Source organism: Patescibacteria group bacterium (assembly GCA_023473585.1).
Taxonomy (GTDB): domain Bacteria; phylum Patescibacteriota; class Microgenomatia; order JAMCYU01; family JAMCYU01; genus JAMCYU01.
The window spans coordinates 1-24,692 of the sequence record JAMCYU010000001.1; the positions used below are offsets into that span (position 1 = coordinate 1).

Below are 24,692 nucleotides of genomic sequence, written 5' to 3' on the forward strand. Positions count from 1 at the left end.
CATCTTTGGATAATGAAGCTAGAGAAACATAAGACCCGGGAACGATTTTGTAGGCTCGCATATATGAGCCACTATAGCGACCATTCATTAGTTGTCAAACCGTTCTGGATCTATCGGAGCCTAGACACCTGCTATTAAGGCAGAAAGGATTTAATCAGATCCATAACCTTACCCGCCGCGCCTTTAACGGGGATTTTGTCAAAAATTCGCGTCATTGAGCTGAATTTCTTTTCTCCGCCTGTCGAATTTTTCGCACCATAATGTAATAAACCGATGCCGGTCGCAAAAGAAGAGATCATGATTTCGTCCACCAATCCCCGAACACCTGTCGGCACACCGACACGAACGGGCATCGCCAAATTCCGTTTGGCCGCCTCGACGACCCCAATCGTCTGGGCTCCGCCGCCGGCCAAAACAATACCGCCCGGAGTTAAACCCGCAAACCCGCTTTTTTTAATCTCCAAACTCACCATGGTAAAAATTTCGTTTAACCGCGGCTTGATAATTCCCTCAATCAACGTTTTTCTGGAGACACGACGCACATCTTCGGTCAAACCTAAAGAAGAAAGGTCAACTTCGTCTTCTTCTTTCCTTTCCTTATCCTCGACGGTGGTAATTTGTTTCGGTTTCTCTCCTAAAACTAATTTAATTTTTTCGGCTGACTCAAGAGAAACTCTTAAACCAATGGCTAAATCGTTGGTAATGTTTTTGGCGCCAATGGGAATAACTGAAGAATAGGCCAAAGAACCCTCAACGTAAAGACAAATATCCGTTGTCCCGCCACCGATATCAATCATCACAACGCCCAATTCTTTTTCCGTCTCGGTGACGACCGCCTCGGCGGCGGCCAGTCCTGCAAAAACTAAACTCTCAACATTAACTCCCACTTCAGAAACACATTTGGCTAAATTTCTTAAAGCCGTTGAACCGCCGGTAATAAGATGGGTATCAACCTCAAGCCGAACCCCGGTCATGCCAATCGGATCTTTAATGCCCTCTTGCGAATCAACCACAAACCCGCGCGGTAAAACATGAAGAATCTCTCTTGAGGAGGGTAAAGAGACGGCTTTGGCGGCCTCAACAACTCTGTCAATATCTTGAAAGGTGATCTCTTTGTCAGGTTCGGCGACCGCCACCACCCCATGCGAATTTTGTGAAGCAATGTGATTTCCTCCGACCGAAATAAAAGCCGTCGAAACCGAGTAGCCGGCCATTCTTTCTGCCGCCTCGAGACTTTCGGTAATCGCCTGGGTGGCTTCTTCAATATCTACAACCTGTCCCTTACGAAGTCCACGACTGGGAACAGTGGAAACGCCGATCACGTTAACGCCTGATTCGCCTTCCGAAGCTTGAGAAATTGATCCAATCAAGGTCGCTATTTTACTGGTCCCGATATCAATACCAACAATGACTCTGTCTCTAGCCATATTTTTTAAAAAGAAAAAACAGGTTTAGCAAATCTTAAGTCAATTTTTATTGGCCTCTTACCTTCTATTTTAAAACGAGTCAACATCATTTGTAAAGAATCAAGCTTCTCTTGAGTTTCATCTTTTCCGGGAAAAAGAACAGACAAACCTTCGGTTAATTGTAAAAAATAATAATCGGCCTCTTTGGTGATAAAAACAATTTCTTCTTTCCCTTTAAGGAAGGCAAGAATTTTAAAAACAATTTCTTCTTTCCCATCTATCCTACTACCAACCTTGGGGTTTTGCAAACCTAAATTAAGAGTAGGGATCGCTCCTGATTCTTTTCCATGTTCAAAAATCAATCCTTCTTTGTCGATAAAAAAATAACCGTCTTGAGTTTTAACGGCAGCCAAGGCCAAACGCGTTTGAATCTTAACGAAAAGCTTTCCCGGAAATTCTCGGCTGATTTTAACTTCCTCGATTTTTAAGTCCTGGGTTTTTATTTTTCCGGCGATTTCTTCAGGCTTGAGAAGAAAAAAATTTTGTTTTTGGGTTTTTTCTAAGATTTTAATGATTTCAGGATTCGCCTTAACGTTATAATCCGTCGTCACGATAACATTTTTTATCAGGAAAACTTCTGATTTTAAAAGAAAGAAAGAAAGGGCAATTACCAAAGACAGGAAAATTAAAAGGAAAAGAATTTTCCGAAGATATCTCGTTGATCTACGAAGCATGGAAAACCTCTTCAACAACGTCAACTAATTTATCGGCCGCATTAAAATTAATGATTTTTTGAGCGGCGCGAGCATTAATTCTATAATTGTCTAAATTTTTAGAAAATAGTTCTATCGCCTTATAAAAGTTTTCAGTTTTTAAATCTTTCTGGGGAAAAATAACGGCTGTCCCCGCTTTTTCTAATAAACGCGCGTTTTCCAGTTGTTCATTTTGACCGGCCCAGGGAAGAGGAATAAGAATCGCCGGTTTGCCCAAAGCGGCCAATTCCGTCACGATATTGGCTCCGGAACGAGAAATAACCCAATCGGCGCGGTTTAAAACCCAGCCGACATCTTTAACGTCAATATATTTTTTTAAGACATAACGCTTTTGTAAATGGGGCGGCAAAGAAGAAACAAAAGATAAGAGTTTTTCATAATCCTCGTAAGTCTTTGTTTCTCCGCACTGGTGAATAATCTGATATTTTTCCAGAAGTTTGGGTAAAATGGCGATCATGGCCTCGTTAAGAACATGAGCCCCTAAATTGCCGCCCGTGATATAAACAAGCGGCAGTTTTTCGTTAAACAGATTCTGAAAATTATCCGCTGTTGGCGTAAAAATTTCCTTTCTTAGCGGATTTCCGGTATAAACAACCTTTCCCGCCGGCAAACCGGTCGTTGTTTTTTCCCAAGAAAGGCAAATTTTGTCAGCGACCTTAGCAATCAAATCATTGGCTAACCCGGAGACCGCGCTTTGTTCATGAGTCACAATGGGAATTCGTAAAAACCAGCCGGCGAAAGCAACCGGTAAAGCTAAATAGCCGCCGAAAGAAAGGATAAGATTGGGCTTGTATTTTCTTAAATAATAAAAACTTTGGATTAAGCCTAGGGGAATTTTTAAAAGAGAGGAAAGAGTGTAACGCGAAAAATTTCTTTGTAATCTGCCGGTTGTCAGGGAAACAAAATCAATTCCCAATTCTTTAATGACCCGATACTCTGTTGATAAAGTTTTGTCCCCCTCAAGGGCATATTTTCGTCCCAAAAAAATTATCTGCCAGCCGTTTTCCCGCAACTTCGGCAAAACAGAGAGGGCCGGCGTCAGGTGACCTCCGGTTATGATGATTTTTTTTGTGCTAGACATTGTTTGCTTATGTTTAAAAGGATTCCCACACCTGTCAGCGTCACGACTAAATTTGAACCGCCATAAGAAACAAAAGGCAGCGGCACTCCGGTTAAAGGCAAAAGCGCGACCATTGATCCTAGGTTAATAATCGCCTGGGTACTTATCCAAAAAGAAATACCGTAAGCCAAAAGCTGGCCGAAACGATCGGGAGCCAAAAGAGCAATTTTAATCCCCCGCCAAAGAATAAAAACAAAAAGAGCAATGACTAAAATAGCTCCGATAAAACCTATCTCTTCGCCAATAATCGCAAAAATGGAATCGGTCATCGCTTCCGGCAGATACTCAAATTTTTGGCGTGATTTGCCTAAACCCAGACCCCAGAAACCGCCCGAACCAAAAGCCAAAAGAACCTGGCGGATATGATAGGAAGCTCCTAAAGGATCGTTGGCGGGATTAAAAAAAGTGACCAGGCGCCGAAGCCTGTAAGGCGAAACCACCGCCAAAGCCAAAATGCCGCCGAAGATTCCCGGAGCTAAAAGCCCAAAATGCCACCACGGAGCGCCAGACAGAAAATAAAGAATTACTGCCAGAACACAAATAACAATGGCGGTACCTAAATCAGGCTCAGCAATGACTAAACCAACGATCAAAGAACAAAGAGTCACAAAGGCGAAGAGTCTCTCCCGCTCTTTAGAGGAAAACCACGCTGATAAATAAATCACCAGAGCCAGTTTGGCCGCTTCCGCCGGCTGGAGAGTAAAAGCTCTAAAATCAAGCCAGCGATGAGCCCCCAAGGCTTTAAGGCCCAAACCGGGAAGGAAAACAGCCAATAAAAGAATAATCGTTATAAAAATAAGCGGCAAAGCTAAGGAATAAAGCCGGTGATAATCAAAAAAGGAGAAAAAAAACATTAAAGTCAGTCCCAAAAAAAGCCATTGGCTTTGATCTTTAAGATAATGGTATTTATCGCCGAAATCCCGAAAAGCCGAAACCGAAGAAGCTTCAAAAATAAAAACTAATCCCAAAAGGCAGGTTGTAAAAACCGCCAAAAAAAGCGGCAAGTCTATTCTTTTTTTTTGACTGTGCAAAGCCAAAGACATTCTTCTTTTAGATTGAAAAAACAACATGATTAAATTGTTCTCCTCGGTCAAATTCGTTTTTAAACATCCCAAAAGAAGCGCACCCCGGAGATAAGATAACATAATCGCCAGGTTCGGCTGTCATTTTGGCTTGGATGACGGCTTTTTGCAGATCATCAAATTTTCCCAAAATTTTTATTTTCGATTTTTGACGCTTAACTTCTGATAATAATTCATCGGTAGCCGTCCCTTCAAGAAAAATGACGGCCTTAGCTCTTCTACTGATTTCCCCAGCTAATTCCTTAAGATCAAGATTTTTACTTGAACCGCCAGCTAAGAGAATAATCTTTTTATCCTGGTAAGCTTTAAGAGCTTTAATGGTCGCGATTGGAGTCGTGCTGGTGGTATCGTTGACAAAAGTCACTCCTCCAAGCGAACGAATTTCTTCCAATCTAAAGGGAACGCCCGGAAAACCCATCAGGGCTTTCTCTGTTATCCTCTGGTCAATTTCTAAGACTTTCGCCACCTGATAGGCCGCCGCCACGTTTTCTAAATTGTGCTCGCCTTTTAATTTTAATTGAGAAACAAGTGATTTTGGCAGGTCGCTTTTTTTAAAAAACACTCTTTTTGACTTGGCTTCCCGAGCCAGATCAAGACATGTTTTGTTTTCAAAATTTAAAACCAGGAAATCATTTTCCTCTTGATATTTAAAAATGATTTTTTTGTCCTGAAGATATGCTTCCATGTTTTGGTAACGATTTAAGTGGTCGGGGTAAATATTAGTGAGAACGGCCAAGTGGGGGCTGATTTTATCTTCGTCTAAACCCTGAAGCTGCCATGAAGAAAGCTCCAAAACGACTTTGGTTTGAGGAGTCATTTTGTCTAGCAAGGAAAGAGTGGCGACGCCGCGAAGATTGCCTCCAAGCAGTGTTTTGTAACCCGAGGCTTCTAAAATTTTACCGATTAAATGAGTCGTCGTCGTTTTACCTCGTGTTCCGGTCACGCCGATGATGTTTTTCCGATGGGGACAGAGTTTAAAAAACAAGCTTTCGTCCATTTCGACGGGAACGTGGTGTTTTCTAGCGACGGCTAAGGAAGGAGAATCTTTAGAAACATCAGGATTACGAATGACAAGATCAGAATTGATAAAATCTTCTTCCCTGTGTTTGCCTAAGATATAAGTTATCGGTAAATCACGCAAAAGGTCAAGAGAGGTTTTTAATTCTTTGGCGGTTTTAAGATCCGTGACCTTAACTTTAGCCCCTTTTTCGGCAAAAAACCGCGCCACACCAACCCCGCCACCTTGAATTCCCAACCCCATCACTAAAATCCGTTGTCCAGAAAAATTCATAAACATCTTTATTTAGTTTGTTTTACTTATTATACTATTTTAAGAAGCTTCGGAGCAAAAAGAGCTTGTCAGGTCATGGCGGCAAGAAAAAGGCCAAAAACAGCCAAAACGATACCGGCTAACCAAAATCTCATGACCACCGTTGGCTCTTCCCAACCTTTTTCCTGAAACCAAAGATGAATAGGGGCCACGGAAAAAATTTTTTTGCCGAAGAATCTCTTGCTTAAAAGTTGCACAAGCGACGAAGTTACCTCGGCCACAAAGATGCCTCCGATAATAACCAGGGCGATCGGTTTGCCTAAAATAAGACCGATGACGGCCAGAGTGGCACCGAAAGGCAGGGCGCCGGTATCACCTAAAAAAATTCTGGCCGGATGAATATTAAAATACAAAAAGGCAATCAAACTCCCGATCCAAAGAGCAATAAAGATCGCCAGGGGAACGTCCAGGATGCCGGCGGAAATGACCCAGAAAGACGTCAGGCAAATAAGCAAAAGCCCCGAAGCTAAACCGTCAAGTCCGTCGGTGATATTAAAGGCATTGGCAAAAGCGGTGATGACGAAAGCGGCAAAGGGAATGTAAATCCAGTCTAGGGTCAGAAGCCCAAAAAAAGTAATATTAACGATTTTAATCTGTAATTCACTGTAGAGCCAAAAGGCCACGATGCCCGACAAGAGAAGCTCCAGGATTAATTTATGGCGGATTCTTAGTCCGAAAAAATTCTCCGAAGCACCGGGAAACGTTTTTTTAATATCATCAAAAAGACCTAAAAGGCCAAAAGAAAGAAAAGTTAAAAGAAGAATTCTTACCTCCGCCAACAAAGGATAGACCGAAGTGATAGGAACCCAAAAATAGGGCAACATAAAAATCGCGCCAAGAAAAAGCAGCGGCGTTAAAATTAAGGTTAACAAGCCTCCGCCTACCGGTATACCGGCTTTCCGGGCGTGAAGCTTATCAAAAATAGGGGTGAGTTTCCCGAAAATATCGCGAGTTTCCTGCTGTTGTCTTTGAAAACGAATTTTGTATAAAAGATTAATAAAGGGAACAAAAAGAAAACTATTAATAAGAAACGAGAAAATCAGTAAACCTAAAAGGATAGCCATGGAAGCCTTTCTAAGATTTTGGGTCCTAAGATAAGAAGGGCAATAATGGTTGCCCCGATCGCGGTTAAAAGCATCATGCCGGCGGCAACGTCTTTCGCGGTCTTTGCCGACTCCCGCCATTCGGTCGTCACCAAATCGGTGACTGATTCAATGGCCGTATTCATCATTTCCGTAGCCAAACCTATAAACGTCACCAAAACCAAAATCGTCATCTCGATAAAAGAAATCCCAAGAAAAAATCCCGATAAAATCGCCGCCGTGGCCAGAAAAACGTGGATTTTAAAATTTGGCTGGGAGGTTAAAGCGTAAGATAAACCGGCAAAAGCATTTTTAAAAGAAATATGATGTCGCTTCAAAGTTTCTACCATAGAAAAATTATACTCGTTTTTGCAACTCGGAGCAAGAAAGACAAGAATTATAATAATGACAGGAAATAACCTTACAGAAAACGGCTTTTTTTTCTAAAAGAAAAATTATCCTTTCTAAATGTTTCAGCAACGAACCCTTAAGATACCATAAGTCTTCCGGCCGAAGAAGATTTTCCAAGATTTCTGCGACTTCCTGAACGTCTTTGGCCCAAAAAATATGCGACTTTTCCATGCCTGTTTTCTTAGCCGCTTGAGTCGTCAGTTTCTGCAGAGGTCCGACGCCGACGAAAAAATCAATTTTAAGTCCGGCGATAAATTTGCCCAAGTTTTGATGTTCTTCCAAAGCATATTGCCCCAACTCTCCCATTTCCCCCAAGACGGCAATTTTTCTCCCCCGGCAGGGGAGAATCATTAGTGTTTCTAAACCTGCCCTGACCGAGGCCGGATTAGCTCTTAAATGATCATCCAGAATAATTGTTCCCAGCGGTCCTTTTTCTAAGCTTAATCTTCCTGAAAGAGGCTTAATCTCCCCTAGTCCCCTTTTTATTTGCTTCGTGGTTAATCCGTAAATTAAGCCCGCGGCGGCGGTGGCGAGTCCCTCGTGAACGGCATGTTGACCCAAAAGGCCTATCTTAAGGTCTAAATCGGTCACGCCAAATTGTCTGGCGTGAAGCTTAAAAGAAGTTCCCGTCAACCCCGCCTCAATTTCATCAGCCCAAAAGTCACAAGCCTTATCGGTCCCGTACCATAAAACTTTAGCCCTGGTTCTTTCGGCCATTTTTCTTACCAAGACGTCGTCAAAATTAAGAATTGCCCAACCATTAGAAGGCAAAGCTTTAAGCAGTTTTGCCTTCTCTTCCATGATCCCTTCAATCGAACCTAATAATTCCGGTTCGGAATGAACCGGCGAAATGCCGGTCAAAACGGCTATTTGGGGATTAAAAAGAGAAAGGTGTTTATCCATTTCGCCGCGGTGATCAACGCCGCACTCTAAAACCAAAACCTCGTGCCCGGGTCTAAGTTTAAGAAGCGTCATCGGCAGGTTATAGACCGTATCCAAATTAAGATCGGTCTGCAGGGTTTTATACTTCTGACTTAAAACGTAAGTGATGGCTCTTACCGTGTTCGTTTTGCCGAAAGAACCGGTGACAGCGATAATCTTCAGATGAGGAAAAAGTTTTAACCAGTTTTTAGCCAACTGGCGACGAAGAGAGTGAAATGGCTGTTTCCACGAGGTGTTTTCCATTAACGTAATTTTACCACATTTAGCTTTTTTGAAGGGCAAGCTCAATAAGTTTTTCCAGAAGTTTGGGGTATGACATTCGCACCCCCTTGGCTTCCTTGGGCACGATGGAAGCTGAGGTTAAACCGGGAAGGGTATTAATTTCCAAAGCGTAAGGTTTTTGGCCGACGAGGATAAATTCCACCCGCGCCACGCCCCTGGCCCCAATGGTTTTAAAGATCCTGACGGACAGACCCTGAAGCGTTTTTGTCATCTTTGACGAAAGCCTGGCCGGCACAATTTCTTCTGCTTTGCCCTTAATATATTTAGCCTCATAATCAAAAAACTCGTTTTTAGGCAAAATCTCCGCTAAAGGCAAAGCCTGAGGATTGGCGTTGCCCAAAACGGCACAGCTTATTTCCCTCCCCTTAAGATACTCTTCAACTAAGACCGGCTCGGAATAAGCAAAGGCCAAATCTAAAGCTTTCTTCAGTTCTTCCTTGCCATGAACGACTGAGGCTCCGACACTTGAACCCTGATTACAAGGTTTAACAAAAACCGGCGGCTTTTTAAAAAAACGCCAAATTAATTCCGGCGGATCATTTTTTCTGAAAACCAGGTATCGAGGAAAAGGAATTTTTTCAGAAGCCAGAACTTTTCTAAACATAATTTTGTCCATACCCAAAGCGCTAGCCAAAACGCCTGAGCCGGTATAGGGTATATTTAAAAGCTCAAGTAGTCCCTGAATAGTGCCATCTTCCCCGTAAGGACCATGCATGGCCAAAAAAGCGACATCAATTTTTTGTTCGTTAAGAATTGTCTGATTTTGAAGAGGAATTGTTTCCAAAGAAGATTGTTCTTTCTTTTGGTCAGGAAGGCGATGAACAATCGTGTCCAGTTCCAAAAACTTATTTAAAGGTAAAGGTTGCCATCTTTGACCGTCGCGGGAAATAACGACGGGCAAAACTTCAAACTTTTCCTTATTAAGATAAGCCACGACTTCTCTGCCTGTGGCCAAAGAAACGTCATACTCCGGCGTCCGGCCGCCCATCAAAACCGCAACTTTAATCTTTTTCATGAGTTAACTAGAAAAAATTATTTAACTTGTTTATTTTTAAATTCGGTAAAATATTTTGTCCCCGGCAAAACGTCATCAAAAACAAAAGTCCCGGGTCCGACGACGGCGTTTTTCCCGATGATCGTCCCAGGCATGGTTCCGACCCCGATACCGGTATAGACATTCTCGCCCAAAATAACGCCAAAATCGTCAAGTCCCGTCTCAACCTTTTTCCCTTTTATTTTAACTTTAATCACTTGTCTGTCAAAACGCCGGTTGGCCGTCGTAAAATTGTGAGCCAAACGACAACCCTCACCGATAATGGACGAGGCCACGAAACCGCTGCCAAGCGTGGCTCCGGGCAAGAAAACACTATTTTTAATTTCCGAAAAAGCTCCGACCCTGGCGTTTTCTTCCAGGACCGCTCCGTCCCTAATTAAGGAATTGTTGCCCACCAAAACGTTCTTGCCTAAATAAACAGGGCCTTTAATGACGGCATTTTCGTGAATCGTCACGCCGTCCTCAATCTTCATTTTTCCCACCAAAATAACCCCTTTGCCGATTTTGGCCCCCCGACTGATTTGATGGGGCATTTTTTCTAATAAATAATCCTTAACGGCCAAAAGATCCCAAGGATATTTTAAGGAAACCGGTTTCGCTTGCGTTTTGACAACTTTAACTTTTTTAAGTTTCATATATTGATCAAGAGCTGTCTCAAACTGATACTGATCTCTCGGAGTTTTTGCCAAAACAGGCAAGAAATCTTTCGTTAAAAGATAGATCCCGACAACGCAGGTTCGACTAGATTCCTGGCTTTTCGGCGGTTTTTCTATAAGTCTTAAGGCCTGATCGTCTTGAAGATCCAAAACCCCAAACTCCCAAAAATTTTCTTTTTCTTCGGCTAATAAGACGGCATCGGCTTCTCTTTTTTTCTCGATCATCAACTGGCTGAAATTATCAATATCCAAATGATGTGCGTTAAGCAAGAAAAATTCTTCCTGAAGATGATCCCTGGCTTTTAATAGAGCATCCCCCATACCCAGGGGCTTGTCTTGAGTCACGTAAGTTATGGCCACACCGAACTTTTTTCCGTCACCAAAATAATTTTTAATCTGGGGATCGCCGGTTTCAACCAGAATGATTTTTTTGATCGCCAATTTTGCCAAGGCTTCAATGGTCCAAGCCAAAATGGGTTTCCCCATTAAAGGAATCAGACATTTAGGCCTTCCTTCGGAAAGCGGATAAAAACGGGTTGAGGCTCCGGCCGCTAAAATCACGGCTTGCATAATTATTCCCTCCTTTGAATTTTAGCTCCAATTTTTGTCAGACGAGATTCAAAATTTTCGTATCCCCGGTCAATGTGCTCGACCCCTAATAAAATACTTTCACCCCGAGCGACTAAAGCTCCCAAAACAAGCGTGGCTCCGGCCCTTAAATCAGGAATTGACAAAACGGCATTATGAAGCGTCGTTGGTCCCGTTACTTTAATCGCGTGGAAATTTCCCGGCCTGTCGTCTTCCGGATTAAAGTTGTAAAAAGTTTCCCGATTCGGAACCGGAGGATTAAAAAAAGAAATTTTGGCTCCCATTTTAATCAGCTGCTCAACATATTGGAAGCGGCTTTCATAAACCGTTTCGTGAATAATGGCTTCTCCTTCTGCTTGGGTCATTAAAACCGCCCAGGGCGCCTGCCAGTCGGTCATAAACCCCGGATGAGGAGAAGAAACGACATGAGCGCTTTTTAAGGATTTTTGGTAGTAAAATTTTATTCCCTGTTCTTGTGGTTCCCAACCGGCTCCAATTTCGGTCAGTTTCTCAAGAAAGATTTTTAAGTTTTGGGGCGATGTTCCCTTAACCAAGACATGACCGCGGGTCACCAAGGCGGCAATCGCAAAGGTGACGGCTTCGTTGCGATCTGACATGATTTTATAATTTGTTCCCTTGAGTTTCTTAACCCCTTCGATCACAATTTTTCTTGGTTCTGTCCGCCTGATCTTGGCTCCCATCTTGTTTAAGAGGTTAATCAAGTCATCAACTTCAGGTTCGGCGGCCGCATTTTCCAAAATCGTGGTCCCGGCAGCCAAGACAGCGGCGAGAATCACCATTTCCGTTCCGGTATGGGTATTTTTGGCAAACTTAAACGTCTTGCCTTGAAATTTACTGACAACAGCGTGAAAATAACCATCAGTACTCTCATAGGTAATTTTGGCTCCTAATTGACATAAGGCTTCAATTGACCGCTCGATCGGTCTGGCCCCGATCCGGCAACCTCCCGGATTGGGGATTTCCGCTTCGCCAAAACGGGTTAAAAGAGGAACAAGCATCAGAAAAGAGGTCCGCAGTTTGGCGGCAATGTCTAAGGGAATCGGCCGGTTCTTAATTCTGGCCGCCGAAAGAGTGAGGGTATGATCGTTTTTAAGATTAACTTCAACGCCTAAACCCTTGGCCATCTCCAACATCAACGAGAGATCCGCAATGAGGGGGACATTTTCCAGTCTAACTTCCTCATCGGTTAAAAGCGCCGCCGCGATCGCCGGCAAAACCACGTTTTTGGCGCCAGAAATCTCCACCTCGCCCTGAAGAGCAAAACCACCGTTAATGGTGTATTCAGCCATTTAAAATTCCCCTATTTTGACAATTTCTTCTTCTAATTCCAAGTTAAATTTCTCTTTGACTTTTTCCTTAACTTCTTTTATTAAGTTTAACACATCTTTGGCTTTGGCACCACCTAAATTAATCATAAAATTAGCGTGCTGGGGTGAGATCTGCAAGTTTCCAAATTTTTCTCCCTTAAGGCCCGAAGCTTCAATCACAAATCCGGCCGAAGTCGTTAGGTCTGCCGTCCCGATTCTTAAGGCCTGACTTTTTTTAATATTTTTGAAGATACAACCGGCCGAGGCTCCTGTCGGTTGAGTTTTTTGCCGGTGCTCTATGGCCCAACGGGCTTTTTGCCAAAGAAAATCTGTATCTTCTTTTTGAAGTTGAAAAATAACCGAGAGAAGAATTTTTAGGTCGTGGGTTTTTTGGGAAAAGATAAATTGGCTAACGGTTTTATCCTGCCAATGGGCATTGCCGATGACCGCTCCGCCGACCGTCCCCGGCAACCCTAGAAATTCCTCCAAACCCCCAAGACCCTCGTCAATGGCAAAACGGACAAACTGATTAAAAGGCACGCCTGCCTCCACTTCGACCAGAACATCTTTAACGTTAAGTTTTACCCCATTTAAAGACGGGCCGATTTTCCCTCTGACCTTAACAATTTTAATGCCTTTGGTTTTATTTTTGACGACTAAGCCGCGGAAACCCTTATCGCCGATCAGCACATTTGACCCGCCGCCCAAAATCAGAAAAGGCAAACGCAAGTCTTTGGCCGCCTGATAAGCTTTAATTAATTCCTCATTCGTCTTGGCCTCAAAATAATAATCGGCCGGCCCGCCGATTTGGAAGGTGGTGTGCAAGACCAGGCTTTCCTTGACCTTTACTTTACCTAAGCCCAATTTGTCTTCTAATTTTTGCCAAAGATTGTCTGTCATATTTTAGAAATTAAATCATCATAAATTTTATAAACATCTCCCGCTCCCATCGTCAACATGATGTCGCCGGGAAGAAGAATTTTCGCTAAAAAATCACCGGCTTCGTTTAATTTGGCAAAATAATGAACATTTTTTTGGTTTTTTTTAATTTCTAACGCTAAAATTTTACTGCTAATTGTTTTATCAACTTTTTCTCGAGCCGAAGGAAAAATATCCACAATGACAACCTCATCGGCACCGCTAAAAGCCCGGCCAAAAGCCGAAAGAAGAGCTTTGGTTCGTGAGAAAGTGTGCGGCTGAAAAAGACAGATAATTCTTTTACCGGGGAACCAGGCTTTGGCTGCCGCCAGGGTACTTTTAATTTGGGCGGGATGATGAGCGTAATCGTCAAAAAACTTGATCTTCTTTTTTTCAGAGATTAACTCGAATCGTCTTTTGGTGCCGGAAAATCCGGGCAGAATTTCTTTAATTTTTTCCCAGGAAATACCTAAAAAATTGGCGACAATACAGGCCGCAACCGCATTCAAAACATTAAACTGACCGGGAATCTTTAACGTAAATTTACCCAAATCCGTATTTTTATATTTCAAGTTGAAGAAGGTTAGCGACGGACCAAAAGAAAGACGACTGATTTGGTAATCAGCCAAGGTAGAGAATCCGTAGGTTAAAACAGGCTTATGGAAAAAAGGTAAGATTTTTCTAACGTTTTCATCGTCAATGCCGGCCACAAGCAAACCGTCCGGGGGAATTTTTTGGGCAAAAGTCAGAAAGGCTTCCTTAATTTCCGCAAGGTTATCGTAAACATCAGGATGATCAAAATCAATATTGGTCAAAACGGCAATATCCGGCTTGAGCCAAAAAAACCTCGGCGTGGGATCCAAACCCGGGTCGGTCACGTACTCATCAGCCTCAACCACAAAATAGTCTCCCAAACCGGCGTGACCGGGTGTCCCTAAAGAAAAGATATCGCCGCAACCCACGGCAAAGGACGGATCAAGTCCGGCGTAAGTCAAAAGATGGGCAATTATAGCCGCGGTGGTGGTTTTCCCATGATTGCCGGAAACGGCAATGACTTTTTTTTCGGCCGAGATTTCCCCTAAAGCCTGGGCGTGCATCAAAACTTTTAAACCCCGTTTTTTCGCTTCTTGGGCCTCCGGATTAGAACTGCCGCCATGGGCTCCGGTCACGACGACCAAATCAGGCTTCCCCTTCAGGTTTTCTTTGGTAAAACCAACTCGAGGAGTAAGATGATATTTTGCCAAAACTTTATCGGTCGGAAACACCTCATCCACATCCGAGCCGGTGACTTTAGCTCCCATTTCAGAAACAAGAATCGCTAGGGGAGTCATGGCGGCTCCTTTAAGACCGATAAAATGAACGTGTTTAAATTTCATCTTAGGCCAATTACGGCAAAGATCATTTGGTCACGATCTTTCTTTCGGAATGAATAAAAAAGTTTATTTTGACAGGCCGTACAATAGGGCAAGATCTCGATATTTTTCTTCTGAAGACCTGCCGCCGTTAATTGTTGAAGATTAAGCTCTTTTAAGTCTAAATGAAATTGACCGTTAATTTTTTTGACTCCCCTTTTAAATAATTTGGCTCTTTCCGGAGAAATATCATAACAGGAGGCACAAATATGAGGACCGAAAACGGCCAGCGTCTGTTTTGGACGGCCTTTTAATTTTTCTATTTGCCTCACCATTTTTTTACTTATTTCTTTTAAGGTCCCTTGCCAGCCGGCATGAACGGCCGCGATAATTTTTCTTTTCGGTTCGTAAAAAAGAATCGGCAAACAATCGGCGGTCCTAACCGCAATCTTAACTTTTTCTGTCTTGCTTATCAAACCGTCAGCTCCGTTTTTTTTCTGACCCAGATCGCTTTTTTTAACCTGACTGATTTTATTACCGTGAACCTGTTGGGCCAAAACAAGATTTGCAACTTTTGGGTTGTCTTCACTTCGCGTCGTAAAACCATGAAAAAGATCGGTATATTTTGAAAACAATTTCGCGTAAATCATAAGGTTAAAAGCGCCTTCGCCACCGCCTCGTGTTCACTCCACGGATCTTCGGTTTGCCCCCGACATAAACTTTTTTCGTGTCCTTTACCGGTTAAAATAACCAAATCCTCAGGTTTGGCCATCTTGATAGCCTCTCTGATTGCTTCTTGCCGGTTGACGATTTTTCTGATTACCAAAGCTTGTTTTTCGGACCCCAAAACTTTCTTTGCCCCAAATTCTATGTCCGTCATTATCTTCTTGGGGTCTTCGGTCCGATAATCCTCCTCGGTCAGGATCATCACGTCGTCATACCTTGCCGCCGCCTCGCCCATCATTGGTCGCTTACTGGCATCTCTTAGTCCGGCCGAACCAAAAACATGAATCAATCTCCCCTTAACAAGAGGCTTAGTCGTTGCTAAAAGATTCTCCAAAGCGTTGGGTGTGTGGGCAAAATCCACCACCACTCTGAAATCCCGGTTGGTTTCGATAAATTCGAATCTGCCAAAAACACCTTTAAAATCAGCTAGCGTCTGGCGGATTTTTTCATCACTAATGCCTAAAACTTGAGCCGCCGCCATCGCGGCCAGGCAATTTTTTTGATTGTATTCCCCCGGCAGGGGAGTGGTAAATAAAAATTTGGCCGGCGTTATGTCCCCGTTATTAATTCCGTAACTGACAATCTTCGTTGCTTGATACTTGATACCTGATACTAAATACTCGTATGATCCGTCTTCCCGATTGAGAATCGCCCATTTAACGCCCCTAAACAATCTTGCTTTGGCCTTTAAATAGTTCTCATGAGTCTTATGGTAATCCAAGTGTTCATGGGTGACATTGGTCAAGACCCCGATTTGGAAATTGCAGCCGAAAACCCTGTTCTGATTAAGTCCGTGAGACGTCACCTCTAAAACCATATATTTCTCTCCCCTGTCAACGGCCAATCTTAAAAATCTCTGAAGTTTAAAAGAGGAAGGCGTGGTCACATGAAACGGCAGATCATAATCATGTCCGCCGATTTTGGCTCCCACCGAAGAAATCATGGTCACTTGTTTACCTGCCTTCTTAAGAATTTCGTAGATTAGATTGACTGTTGTTGTCTTGCCGTCGGTCCCCGTCACGCCGATAACGATCAAATTTTTGGCCGGATAGCGGAAAAAAATTGTGGCGAGGAGAGCCACAAAAAGGTGGTAGATATTCTTCAGTCCCTGAGGCATGAAGCTAATTATAGCATATTAAAGGTTATGGAAAAAACTTAAGATTTATCCTTCCTCATTATTCCGTAGGTGAAATACCGTAATAGGTAAAAAGCTCTTTTGAGATGTCAAAAAATAAAGGCGCCGCGGTTTCTGAACCCCACGGAGAACTTGTCGGCTCGGTTAAACGAACCAACATCACAAATTTAGGTTTGTCAGCCGGCGCAAAACCGACAAAAGAAGCAATGGTTCTTTTGTCATCGTAATGGCCGGCCACGGGAATTTGCGCGGTTCCGGTTTTGCCGGCGATACGAAAACCTTTAGGCTTAGCCCACTTCGCTTCGCCGTTATCCACAGCCGCCACCATCATTTCCCGTAAAGCTACGGTCGTTTCTTTTTTCAAAACTTGATCTAAAACTTTAGTTTTTATTTCGATCTTTCTGCCTTCTTTATCTTTGATTGAGGCCATAACATGAGGCTCTAAGAGTTTACCGCCATTGGCCAAAGAAGCGACGGCTTGAAGCATTTTAATGGGTGTTAGGGCAATCCCTTGTCCAAAAGAAGCCGTGGCCAAGTCGATTTCTTTCCATTCGCTTTTTGGCCTTAACGGCGATTCTTCCTCTTCTTCAAGATCAATGCCGGTCTTTTCTCCCAATCCAAACTTTTTGAAATAATCAACCATCTTGTCACGGCCAATTTTTCTTCCTAAAAAAACCATACCGGTATTACAGGAGCGTTCGAGAATTTGCGTCACGGTTTCGGCCCCGTGATATTTTTCATTCCAGGTCTTAATCGTGTAATCGCCGACAACCAACGGACCATTATCCTGAAAAATATCGGAAGGCCTAATCAGACCTTCATTAAGGGCTATCGCCATGGTGATCACCTTAAAAGTTGAACCCGGCTCATAAAGATCGGCGACAACCGGATTTTTAAAAAGCTCCGAAGAGAATAAATTATATTTAAAAGGATCATAAGCCGGAAAAGACGCCATCGCCAAAATTCCCCCCGTTTCCGGATCCATGATAACCACACTGCCCTGTTTCGCTCCGTATCTTTTGATGGCTTCATTAAGTTTTTTTTCCGCCACAAATTGGACTGTCCGATCAAGATGCAAGATTAAATCCCGACCGTCTTTAGCTTTTTCCTCACTGACCTCACCCAATAAAATCGGCGCTCCCCTGACGTCTTTTTCCTGACGTAAATTGCCTTCTTTACCACGAAGCTCACGATCATAAAAACCTTCTAAACCAAAATAACCCTTGTCCTTGCCATCGGTGTCACTGCCGACAAAACCCAAAAGATGAGCCGCCATTGAGGCCTCCGAATAAAAACGTCTCGGCTCAAAACTTAGGCCCAGACCGGCAAGTTTAAGATTTTTAATCTCCTCGGCTTTCTCCTGGGAAATTTTATGCCCCAAGGCAACCCAATAAAGATCGGGATTAAGCTTGGCGGAGAGAGAAGCGACCGGAACTTCTAAAACGTCCGCAATTTTTGAGGCAAAGTTGGAATCTTTAATTTTTTTAACTTCGGCAAAAAGGAGATAGGCTTTTTCGTTCGCAACCAACGGAAAACCTTCACCGGTTAGAATTTCCCCACGACTCGCAGGCAATTGTAAAACTTCGTAATATTGTTTTTCTGCCTGGATTTTTAAAGTTTCACCCGAAACAATTTGCCACCAAAACAAACGGCAGACAATTAGAAAAAAGGTTACCAAAAAAAAGAAAAAAAGCAGTTTACTTCGCCGCGACATTTAAATTCTCTAAGGCTACCGGGACTTCGGAAACAAGATAGTAAAGTTTTGGTTTAGTGTATCCCGCTTCAGCCGCTTTTTGCGAAACCGAAACTAAAGAAGAAAAAGAGGCAATTTTTCTCTCAAGAAACTCGTTTTCGTCTCTTAAAATCATAGTCTCATTCTCTGTTTGGCTCAAGGTTAATCCGGCCGTGGTTAAACGATTAGCCACGAAAACTTGTAAAAGCAGTAAAATGACATTTAAGACAAGAATTGTTTTTGTTAGTTTGGCTAGTTTATTCATATTTTTCGGCGATTCTTAATTTGGCACTCCGTGATCTGTGATTTCTTTTTCTTTCCGCATCGGTTGGCTCAATCGGTTTTTTGGTTAAAATTTTTAAAACACCCTGTTCTTCCTCTTCTTTGAAAAAATTTTTGACAATTCTATCTTCCAGAGAGTGAAAAGATAAAACGACTAATCTGCCTCCATTTTCTAAAAGATCTACGGCCTGCGGTAAGGCTCCTTTCAAATTATTAAGCTCGTCATTAACGACCATTCTCAAAGCCTGAAAAACCTTGGTGGCCGGATGAATTCGTTCGAATTTGTCTCTTCCTTTTGCTTTGACAAGAATATCGGCTAATTCATCACAAGTTGTAATCGGTTTTAAGGTACGGGCGCGAGAAACAGCGCGAGCAATTCTCCAAGAATCGTCTTCCTCAGCATATTTTTTAAAAAGTTCATAAAGTTCTCCTTCGGTTAAACCGTTAATTAAATCTTTTGCCGTAACCGAAAGTTGCGGATCCATACGCATGTCTAAAGTCGCCTCAGAATTAAACGAAAAACCGCGTCCTGGGGTTTCCAGTTGATGACTGGAAAGACCTAGGTCAAATAAAATACCGGCGACTTTATTAAAGTGATGTCTTTCAGCGATCTTTTTTAAATGTGCAAAGTTTTCTTTAACAAGGATTAAATTATTGAGACTTTCCCTGTCTAAACTTTTAACTTTTTCCCTAACTTCTTCCAGCGCCTCGGGATCACAATCTATGCCTAAAACAAGACCCTTGTTTCTAAGAATCTCTAGAGCGTGTCCTCCTCCTCCCAGTGTGGCATCGATATATTTCTTGCCTTTTCTTATGTTTAAACCCTTAGTGACTTCAGACAAAAGTACCGGTGTATGATAATTATTCGTTGCCATTTTTTGACTTATCCACGCTCTCGTCTTTTTCTCTTATCTCTTTTTATTTTAAATTCTTAGCGTATTCTTGCCACTTTTGACTATCCCAGATTTCAAAGTGATCGGCCGCGCCGATGATCGTTACTTTTTCTTTATTGACCCCGGCATATTTAGCCATCGTTTCCGGCATCACGAATCTTCCTAAAGTTGTTAAATCAATGATCTGGGCATTGTAGGACATTTTTCTTCTTAAGTTTCGGCTTTCCGGGTCGGAAAAAAAAGGACGCGTCAGCTCCGGCCTAACGACTTCTTCCCAATCTTTTTCCCTAAAACCAAAAATACATTCTTCAAAGCCGATCGTTAAAACAATTCGCTCACCTCTTATTTCATCACGAATTTTTGAAGGCATCGCCAAGCGGTTTTTCCCAATTAATTTTGCCTCGTAAGTTCCTAAAAACATCCTTCTTACTCCCTTTGTGCTACGTTTTATTCCTATTTATTCCATTTTGATACCTTTTTCACGGCTTGTCAAGAGGTAAAAAGAGGAAAAAGGTTATCGAGAAGACCACACTACGAATGGGGTTTTCCGAAGCATTAGCCCACTAACGGGAAATCCTTAAGTTTTCACAGTTGATATTCCTGGGTAAAACCCGTACTCTGACCGGCAATCCTCGTAAACTTTAAGGTTAAGGAAACCTTAGTCACGCCTTCATCATAGACGCAAACATTCTTCGAGCAGGTTCCCAACAAGATCTCTCTTAAGATCGTCGTCTGACCGCTCTTAACCTCAATTTTGCCCAAAACACCTCTGGGTAAGCCTCCTTTGGCCTCATAAGCCAGTTCGTACTCAATGACTGAAACCCCTTCGGGAATTTTGCTGATTTTTAAATTAACGGCTTTTTTATCAAAACGCGGGGCAAGGTCAATTTCCGCTTCTTTTTCCAAATTCTCCGGTAAGGTAAAGCTTTTTTTGGGAGCCGATTGGGGATTAGTTTGAGTAGTCGTAAGGGTCGACCGGACACGTAAAAAAACGAACAAACCGATAAGGATAACAACGATAGGAATAAAAACCAGGACAGCTTTTTTCGTCATTTTTTTACCCCTCCAATTTCTTTAAAAAATATTCTTTTAATAAATCAATTTTCACTCTTTCCTGTTTGGTCGTGTCTCTATCCCTCACCGTCACGGCCTGATCCTTAAGTGTTTCAAAATCGACGGTTACACACCAGGGGGTCCCGATTTCATCCTGAGCAAAATAACGCTTACCGATGTTGCCCCGATCGTCCCAAGCAACATAGAACTGGGTTCGGAGTTCAGAGTAGATATCACGGGCCGCTTTAATCAATTCGGGTTTATTGGCCAAAAGCGGGAAAACGGCAACCTTGTAAGGCGCCAGTTTGGGATTAATTTTTAAAACAACCCGGCCGTTATCCTCATGATAGGCGTCAATTAAAAGAAACAGCGTCGCCCGATCAACTCCGCCCGAAGTTTCGATAACCCAGGGCGTATACTCCTCCCCAGTCGTTTCGTCTTTATAGGTCAGTTTATGGTTACCCAAATCAAAATCGCCCCGGTGATGAATCCCCTCAAACTCACTCCACCCAAACGGCGCTTGGTATTCAATATCCTCGGCTTTTCGGGCGTAATGAGCCCGTTCGTCGGGAGCATGTTCCCGAAAACGCAGGTTTTCTTTTTTAATCCCCAGCGACAAATACCAGTTTAGTCTTTGTTCCTTCCAATAATTAAAAATTTGCTCGCCTTCTTTTTCTTCGGGCTTAATAAAATACTCAAGTTCCATCTGTTCAAATTCCCTGGAACGGAAAGTAAAGTTCCCTGGGGTGATTTCGTTTCTGAAGGCTTTACCGATTTGCGCAATCCCAAAGGGAATTTTAATTCTGGTTGAGGAAACGACGTTTTTAAAATTGACAAAAACGCCCTGGGTAATTTCTCCCCGCAGATAAGCTTTAGTTTTATCAACTACTCCAAAATAAGTTTCGACTAATAAATTAAAATCTCGTGGTTTATATTCTTTTTCTCCTTTGGACAAAATTCTAAGATAATCTCCCTCAAAATCATGTCCCCCACTCGGACAAGGAGTATTACTTGGAATTTTTATATATTCTTTATAAATTATTGCTCCTGGTATCTTATCGACCCTGAACCTTTTATTACATACTTTACACTCTATCATCATGTCTGAGAAATGTTTCGTATGCCCCGATGCTTCCCAAACCTGGGGATTCATAATAATGGCGGCATCCAAACCCACCATGTCATCCCTTTGGTAAACCATGCTCTTCCACCATTCCTTTTTAAGATTATTCTTAAGTTCGACTCCCAAAGGCCCATAGTCCCAAAAGCCGCCAAAACCGCCGTAAATTTCGCTGCCGGGAAAAATAAAACCCCGCCTTTTACAAAGAGCAGTAATTTTTTCCATTAAATCAGACATAAACTAAATATAACTTATTCCCCTATTTTTCTCAAGAGACGCTGGCTTTTGATTTTTCTCTCCAAAAGATTTTCAATAAAGCTTTCAAGATCGAAGCCTTCTAATCTTTTGTCTTTTGCCAAAAAGCCTAAATTCCACAAAAGCCGGCAGCTGAAATCATCTTTCAGATTATCGTCGCCGGCAATTTCTAATTTTTTAAACGCTTCTATTATTAAATTAAAAACTTCCTGATTTTCCTCTCTTTCGGCACAAAGACCATCAACCAATTCACAAAAATAATAAGCGAGGCTGATTTTTTTCAAATCTTTTCTGATTCCTTGAAAGGAATTGACCGTTTCTGCTTCGGTCACAATATCCAGATTTTTACCCGCAGCTAAAAAAAGATTGCTCAGATTAAAAAGTTCCAGATGGGCGGATTTCCGACTGATCGTTTTTCTTATCCCCGGAGCCCGAACGCGAATTTTGCCGTAATGTTTGGTAAATAAAATTAAAATCCGGTCTGCCTCCCCGAAATTTTTTCTGGCAAGAATAACGGCTTGGGTTTTATAAGTACGATCCATTTGGGTGGGCTGGTTATAGGGCGAATTTAAGTTCTTTATCGGTTTTAAGAGGGAATTTATCCTGTTCCTGACCGTTAACAAAGAGTGTGTATTCGTTGGCGTCCGTACCGGGTTGTTTTTGGATGAGAAGTTTTAAATCTTTGCTGTTTTTTTCCACCTTAAAAGGTAATTTATACTTGACAACAACCTGAGCCGTTCCTTGAGGTTTAATCGTTAAAAAGCCTTCAAAATAGGTTTTTCCGTAAGCCTCACTGACTACGGCCTTGTCTTCCGAACCCTTAAGGTCAATAAGTTCACTTCCTTTGGGAACATAAACCCGCAGCCAGTTAAGCATCGGCCCGTTTAAGCATAAACCGCCCCGTTCAAGATTACAACCCGGAGAATTGGCAGCGGGATTTTTGTAGGTGATCGTCACCGTCTTGACGAGGGAACCGTCGCCTTGTTTTTCATATTCCTGCTTAACCGACTGTTGGACAAACATATTTGACTTGGCTCCCCCTAAATTGGCATCGTTAACATAAAGATAGTCACCGTCAAAATCTCTGATTCTCCCGCCTAAATTAAAGGATTCAACGCCTTTTTGAGCCGTTTCGTCGTGCATGTAAACTAAAATATGTTTTTCCTGGATTTCCTGAAGTCCCATTTGGAATAATTTCCCCCAATACTGTCCCGGGGAAACACCCAGGGCTTTTTGCATAATCTGGTAAAGTAAAACGCCCAAGATGTCTTTTCTGTTTTCTCTGGTGTGGCCGACTCTTTGCCCGGCGTATTCTTCAAGCTCGTAAATGACATTGGGACAGCCGTCGCAGCGTTTGTCCGGCTCGACGGTAAAATTGGTATTATAGGCAGGGATCGGACCCAAAATTTTCATGGCCTCGACTAAAACATGGGTATCGACGGTAATGATACCGTCGTAATTTAATTTCCCGTAAATTGACTTATAGATATCCTCAAACTTTTGCATCGAAACGGAAAAATCAGGTTCAAAATTACTGTCTCTTAAGAAAAGTTTTGTGACTTTAAGATTCTCGGCAATTGGCTTTGGCGCGGGAAATTTACCGGGATTTAGGCTGTCAAGTTTATAAATATCGTCAGCGATTTCCGCTTTCATTTTCCCTTTTTCAATCTTGAAAAGAGCGTAGGCCGTAATAAAACCGCCCGTTGGCCGTAATTCTTTATCATTTTGGAAAAGAATTAAATACCTTTTCGCTTCCGGTTCTCCCAAAAGTCCCGGGGCAATTTCCAAAAGCGGCTTTGAAGTAATAAAAAGACTGGTGGTTTCTTTAATTAGACTTTTAAATTTGGCAATTTGGCTTTTAGGTGCAAATTTATTAAGCTTTTCAGGATATCTGTTTTCGTCAATTTCGGCGATTTCCCGATTAATAATTTCCAGTTTTTGGGAAAATTCGCCTAATTTCGGCGTTAACTTATCCATGGTCGCCACCGCCGTTTGAATCCGCTCGTCGGTTGACTTTGAAACAAAAGTCGAACCCCCTTTAAGACCTAAAAGGTCGGTATAGGGCAAAATCGCCTCAATCGCTATTTGTCCCGACTCAACCCCGGCCAAACCGGCCCTAATGAGGTGATCACCATCCCGCCAATAACTTCCCAAAAGGGGGAGATTTTTTGTCCAGGATAAAGCCTGGTATTTATTTTGAGTCAGTAGAAGTTCTGCGTGAGTACTTTTAAGTTTTCCTTTAGCCGCATCAATATCCTGATTTTTCAAAACATCGTAGGTTTCTCTGGCAACTTTGTAGGTCACCAATCCTTGATTGTAAACGGTTCTTAACGGTAAAACGACCGTAAAAAATATTACCAAACCTATAAGGACGAAGACGCCAAGAAAAGAAAATAGCTTCTTTTTAGAAAGTCTCAAGGAAAATCTCCCTTTGGGTTTTATCTTAACTTCGGTTTCTAAATTAATCTGGGGAATATTTTCGTCCATATTTCTATCTTAAAGGGTAAATTTAAAATTGTAAATTGGCAATTTTTAAATCGCCCCTCTTCCTGAAATCATCGCCCAGGGACTTTTAATTAAAATCAAAAGGTCGTCTAAAAGATTGCGTCTGTTCACGTATTCGGCATCCATACAGATTCTTTTGTCGAAATTGACTTCCGACCTGCCGGAAACCTGCCAGGCTCCCGTAATCCCAGGCTTGACGGAAAGAACAATCTTAACCAGTTTTTGCGTTTGGGGATATTTTTTTTGCTGGTCTTCCAGTTCATCAGGATAGTATGGTCTTGGCCCAACCAAACTCATGTCTCCTTTTAAAACATTAATTAATTGTGGGATTTCGTCCAAAGAATGCTTCCTGATAAATTTACCAACTCTGGTCACCCGGGGATCTTCTTTAAGTTTGTAACTTTCTTTCTTATATTGCTCGTAAAGATCTTTAAGTTGCGGATTGGTTCTTAAAAGTTTATGGGCATTAACAATCATGGAGCGGAACTTGTAAAGCTTAAAAAGCTTGCCGTTTTGACCAACCCGTTTGGGTGTGTCAGCCAGTATCGGACCAGGAGAATCCAATTTAATGGCGATAGCCGTCACCAAACAAATGGGGGAAAAAATAAGACCCAAAATAAGGGCGCCTAAAATATCAATCGTTCTTTTTAAAAAATCAAAAGACATA

Annotated in this window: 24 protein-coding genes; all 24 read right to left on the reverse strand. The window is 42.3% G+C overall.

The features are described from left to right. Positions 1 to 134 precede the first annotated feature (134 nt). The 24 genes from ftsA to M1575_00120 all read right to left on the reverse strand — a co-directional run bounded on the left by ftsA (position 135) and on the right by M1575_00120 (position 24,691). Entirely contained in the window at positions 135 to 1,427 is a 1,293-nt protein-coding gene (gene ftsA, locus M1575_00005; protein MCL5095108.1) for a cell division protein FtsA, read from the reverse strand. Between the two features lie 5 nt (positions 1,428 to 1,432). Beyond that, a complete protein-coding gene (locus M1575_00010) occupies positions 1,433 to 2,140 on the reverse strand; it encodes an FtsQ-type POTRA domain-containing protein (GenBank protein ID MCL5095109.1) in 708 nt (235 codons plus the stop codon). Next, positions 2,130 to 3,260 carry a UDP-N-acetylglucosamine--N-acetylmuramyl-(pentapeptide) pyrophosphoryl-undecaprenol N-acetylglucosamine transferase gene (locus tag M1575_00015; GenBank protein ID MCL5095110.1) on the reverse strand — a complete coding sequence of 377 codons (1,131 nt, stop codon included), beginning with the start codon at positions 3,258 to 3,260 and terminating at the stop codon, positions 2,130 to 2,132. Before M1575_00015 ends, M1575_00010 begins: the two co-directional genes overlap by 11 nt. After that, positions 3,233 to 4,369 (reverse strand): putative lipid II flippase FtsW, encoded by a 1,137-nt coding sequence (gene ftsW / locus M1575_00020; protein MCL5095111.1) that lies wholly within the window; start codon positions 4,367 to 4,369, stop codon positions 3,233 to 3,235. Before ftsW ends, M1575_00015 begins: the two co-directional genes overlap by 28 nt. After that, positions 4,350 to 5,672, reverse strand: coding sequence for a UDP-N-acetylmuramoyl-L-alanine--D-glutamate ligase (gene murD / locus M1575_00025; GenBank protein ID MCL5095112.1), 1,323 nt, complete (start codon positions 5,670 to 5,672; stop codon positions 4,350 to 4,352). The genes ftsW and murD overlap by 20 nt, the downstream gene beginning before the upstream one ends. 68 nt (positions 5,673 to 5,740) lie before the next feature. Next, on the reverse strand, positions 5,741 to 6,775 hold the full coding sequence (locus M1575_00030; protein ID MCL5095113.1) for a phospho-N-acetylmuramoyl-pentapeptide-transferase: 1,035 nt from the start codon (positions 6,773 to 6,775) through the stop codon (positions 5,741 to 5,743). After that, a complete protein-coding gene (locus M1575_00035; protein ID MCL5095114.1) occupies positions 6,760 to 7,143 on the reverse strand; it encodes a diacylglycerol kinase family protein in 384 nt (127 codons plus the stop codon). The genes M1575_00030 and M1575_00035 overlap by 16 nt, the downstream gene beginning before the upstream one ends. Before the next feature lie 7 nt (positions 7,144 to 7,150). Next, complete coding sequence (locus M1575_00040; protein ID MCL5095115.1) at positions 7,151 to 8,389, reverse strand: UDP-N-acetylmuramoyl-tripeptide--D-alanyl-D-alanine ligase; 1,239 nt, start codon at positions 8,387 to 8,389, stop codon at positions 7,151 to 7,153. A 19-nt stretch (positions 8,390 to 8,408) separates the two neighbouring features. Then, the gene (locus tag M1575_00045; GenBank protein MCL5095116.1) at positions 8,409 to 9,443 is read right to left on the reverse strand and encodes a D-alanine--D-alanine ligase; all 1,035 of its coding nucleotides are present in this window, start codon (positions 9,441 to 9,443) and stop codon (positions 8,409 to 8,411) included. A 17-nt stretch (positions 9,444 to 9,460) separates the two neighbouring features. Beyond that, complete coding sequence (locus tag M1575_00050; protein MCL5095117.1) at positions 9,461 to 10,708, reverse strand: NDP-sugar synthase; 1,248 nt, start codon at positions 10,706 to 10,708, stop codon at positions 9,461 to 9,463. 2 nt (positions 10,709 to 10,710) lie between these two features. Further along, on the reverse strand, positions 10,711 to 12,036 hold the full coding sequence (gene murA, locus M1575_00055) for a UDP-N-acetylglucosamine 1-carboxyvinyltransferase (GenBank protein ID MCL5095118.1): 1,326 nt from the start codon (positions 12,034 to 12,036) through the stop codon (positions 10,711 to 10,713). Beyond that, positions 12,037 to 12,954 carry an FAD-binding protein gene (locus M1575_00060; GenBank protein ID MCL5095119.1) on the reverse strand — a complete coding sequence of 306 codons (918 nt, stop codon included), beginning with the start codon at positions 12,952 to 12,954 and terminating at the stop codon, positions 12,037 to 12,039. Beyond that, positions 12,951 to 14,348, reverse strand: coding sequence for a UDP-N-acetylmuramate--L-alanine ligase (murC, locus tag M1575_00065; GenBank protein MCL5095120.1), 1,398 nt, complete (start codon positions 14,346 to 14,348; stop codon positions 12,951 to 12,953). Before murC ends, M1575_00060 begins: the two co-directional genes overlap by 4 nt. Then, on the reverse strand, positions 14,345 to 14,974 hold the full coding sequence (pgeF, locus tag M1575_00070; protein ID MCL5095121.1) for a peptidoglycan editing factor PgeF: 630 nt from the start codon (positions 14,972 to 14,974) through the stop codon (positions 14,345 to 14,347). The genes murC and pgeF overlap by 4 nt, the downstream gene beginning before the upstream one ends. Continuing rightward, the gene (locus tag M1575_00075) at positions 14,971 to 16,167 is read right to left on the reverse strand and encodes a UDP-N-acetylmuramoyl-L-alanyl-D-glutamate--2,6-diaminopimelate ligase (protein MCL5095122.1); all 1,197 of its coding nucleotides are present in this window, start codon (positions 16,165 to 16,167) and stop codon (positions 14,971 to 14,973) included. The genes pgeF and M1575_00075 overlap by 4 nt, the downstream gene beginning before the upstream one ends. A gap of 58 nt (positions 16,168 to 16,225) precedes the next feature. Continuing rightward, positions 16,226 to 17,899 carry a penicillin-binding protein 2 gene (locus tag M1575_00080; protein MCL5095123.1) on the reverse strand — a complete coding sequence of 558 codons (1,674 nt, stop codon included), beginning with the start codon at positions 17,897 to 17,899 and terminating at the stop codon, positions 16,226 to 16,228. Then, positions 17,883 to 18,182, reverse strand: coding sequence for a hypothetical protein (locus tag M1575_00085; protein ID MCL5095124.1), 300 nt, complete (start codon positions 18,180 to 18,182; stop codon positions 17,883 to 17,885). Before M1575_00085 ends, M1575_00080 begins: the two co-directional genes overlap by 17 nt. Beyond that, a complete protein-coding gene (gene rsmH, locus M1575_00090; GenBank protein MCL5095125.1) occupies positions 18,175 to 19,074 on the reverse strand; it encodes a 16S rRNA (cytosine(1402)-N(4))-methyltransferase RsmH in 900 nt (299 codons plus the stop codon). Before rsmH ends, M1575_00085 begins: the two co-directional genes overlap by 8 nt. Positions 19,075 to 19,117: 43 nt before the next feature. After that, a complete protein-coding gene (locus tag M1575_00095; GenBank protein MCL5095126.1) occupies positions 19,118 to 19,513 on the reverse strand; it encodes a hypothetical protein in 396 nt (131 codons plus the stop codon). 164 nt (positions 19,514 to 19,677) lie between these two features. Further along, complete coding sequence (locus M1575_00100) at positions 19,678 to 20,145, reverse strand: hypothetical protein (GenBank protein ID MCL5095127.1); 468 nt, start codon at positions 20,143 to 20,145, stop codon at positions 19,678 to 19,680. A 4-nt stretch (positions 20,146 to 20,149) separates the two neighbouring features. Continuing rightward, positions 20,150 to 21,502 carry a glycine--tRNA ligase gene (locus tag M1575_00105; protein ID MCL5095128.1) on the reverse strand — a complete coding sequence of 451 codons (1,353 nt, stop codon included), beginning with the start codon at positions 21,500 to 21,502 and terminating at the stop codon, positions 20,150 to 20,152. 14 nt (positions 21,503 to 21,516) lie between these two features. Continuing rightward, on the reverse strand, positions 21,517 to 22,062 hold the full coding sequence (gene recO / locus M1575_00110) for a DNA repair protein RecO (protein ID MCL5095129.1): 546 nt from the start codon (positions 22,060 to 22,062) through the stop codon (positions 21,517 to 21,519). Between the two features lie 13 nt (positions 22,063 to 22,075). Then, positions 22,076 to 24,007, reverse strand: coding sequence for a DUF4012 domain-containing protein (locus M1575_00115; protein ID MCL5095130.1), 1,932 nt, complete (start codon positions 24,005 to 24,007; stop codon positions 22,076 to 22,078). Between the two features lie 45 nt (positions 24,008 to 24,052). Next, positions 24,053 to 24,691, reverse strand: coding sequence for a sugar transferase (locus M1575_00120; GenBank protein MCL5095131.1), 639 nt, complete (start codon positions 24,689 to 24,691; stop codon positions 24,053 to 24,055). Position 24,692: the final 1 nt, after the last annotated feature.

Bases quoted from the DNA above. Each gene is read 5' to 3' on its own strand.
- M1575_00060 (MCL5095119.1), bottom strand. From the start codon at position 12,954: ATGACAGACAATCTTTGGCAAAAATTAGAAGACAAATTGGGCTTAGGT.
- M1575_00080 (MCL5095123.1), bottom strand. From the start codon at position 17,899: ATGTCGCGGCGAAGTAAACTGCTTTTTTTCTTTTTTTTGGTAACCTTT.
- M1575_00100 (MCL5095127.1), bottom strand. From the start codon at position 20,145: ATGACGAAAAAAGCTGTCCTGGTTTTTATTCCTATCGTTGTTATCCTT.
- M1575_00075 (MCL5095122.1), bottom strand. From the start codon at position 16,167: ATGCCTCAGGGACTGAAGAATATCTACCACCTTTTTGTGGCTCTCCTC.
- murD (MCL5095112.1), bottom strand. From the start codon at position 5,672: ATGAATTTTTCTGGACAACGGATTTTAGTGATGGGGTTGGGAATTCAA.
- murA (MCL5095118.1), bottom strand. From the start codon at position 12,036: ATGGCTGAATACACCATTAACGGTGGTTTTGCTCTTCAGGGCGAGGTG.
- M1575_00045 (MCL5095116.1), bottom strand. From the start codon at position 9,443: ATGAAAAAGATTAAAGTTGCGGTTTTGATGGGCGGCCGGACGCCGGAG.
- M1575_00035 (MCL5095114.1), bottom strand. From the start codon at position 7,143: ATGGTAGAAACTTTGAAGCGACATCATATTTCTTTTAAAAATGCTTTT.
- M1575_00030 (MCL5095113.1), bottom strand. From the start codon at position 6,775: ATGGCTATCCTTTTAGGTTTACTGATTTTCTCGTTTCTTATTAATAGT.
- murC (MCL5095120.1), bottom strand. From the start codon at position 14,348: ATGAAATTTAAACACGTTCATTTTATCGGTCTTAAAGGAGCCGCCATG.
- M1575_00120 (MCL5095131.1), bottom strand. From the start codon at position 24,691: ATGTCTTTTGATTTTTTAAAAAGAACGATTGATATTTTAGGCGCCCTT.
- M1575_00040 (MCL5095115.1), bottom strand. From the start codon at position 8,389: ATGGAAAACACCTCGTGGAAACAGCCATTTCACTCTCTTCGTCGCCAG.
- recO (MCL5095129.1), bottom strand. From the start codon at position 22,062: ATGGATCGTACTTATAAAACCCAAGCCGTTATTCTTGCCAGAAAAAAT.
- pgeF (MCL5095121.1), bottom strand. From the start codon at position 14,974: ATGATTTACGCGAAATTGTTTTCAAAATATACCGATCTTTTTCATGGT.
- M1575_00085 (MCL5095124.1), bottom strand. From the start codon at position 18,182: ATGAATAAACTAGCCAAACTAACAAAAACAATTCTTGTCTTAAATGTC.
- M1575_00015 (MCL5095110.1), bottom strand. From the start codon at position 3,260: ATGTCTAGCACAAAAAAAATCATCATAACCGGAGGTCACCTGACGCCG.
- M1575_00010 (MCL5095109.1), bottom strand. From the start codon at position 2,140: ATGCTTCGTAGATCAACGAGATATCTTCGGAAAATTCTTTTCCTTTTA.
- M1575_00115 (MCL5095130.1), bottom strand. From the start codon at position 24,007: ATGGACGAAAATATTCCCCAGATTAATTTAGAAACCGAAGTTAAGATA.
- rsmH (MCL5095125.1), bottom strand. From the start codon at position 19,074: ATGGCAACGAATAATTATCATACACCGGTACTTTTGTCTGAAGTCACT.
- M1575_00105 (MCL5095128.1), bottom strand. From the start codon at position 21,502: ATGTCTGATTTAATGGAAAAAATTACTGCTCTTTGTAAAAGGCGGGGT.
- M1575_00095 (MCL5095126.1), bottom strand. From the start codon at position 19,513: ATGTTTTTAGGAACTTACGAGGCAAAATTAATTGGGAAAAACCGCTTG.
- ftsW (MCL5095111.1), bottom strand. From the start codon at position 4,369: ATGTTGTTTTTTCAATCTAAAAGAAGAATGTCTTTGGCTTTGCACAGT.
- ftsA (MCL5095108.1), bottom strand. From the start codon at position 1,427: ATGGCTAGAGACAGAGTCATTGTTGGTATTGATATCGGGACCAGTAAA.
- M1575_00050 (MCL5095117.1), bottom strand. From the start codon at position 10,708: ATGCAAGCCGTGATTTTAGCGGCCGGAGCCTCAACCCGTTTTTATCCG.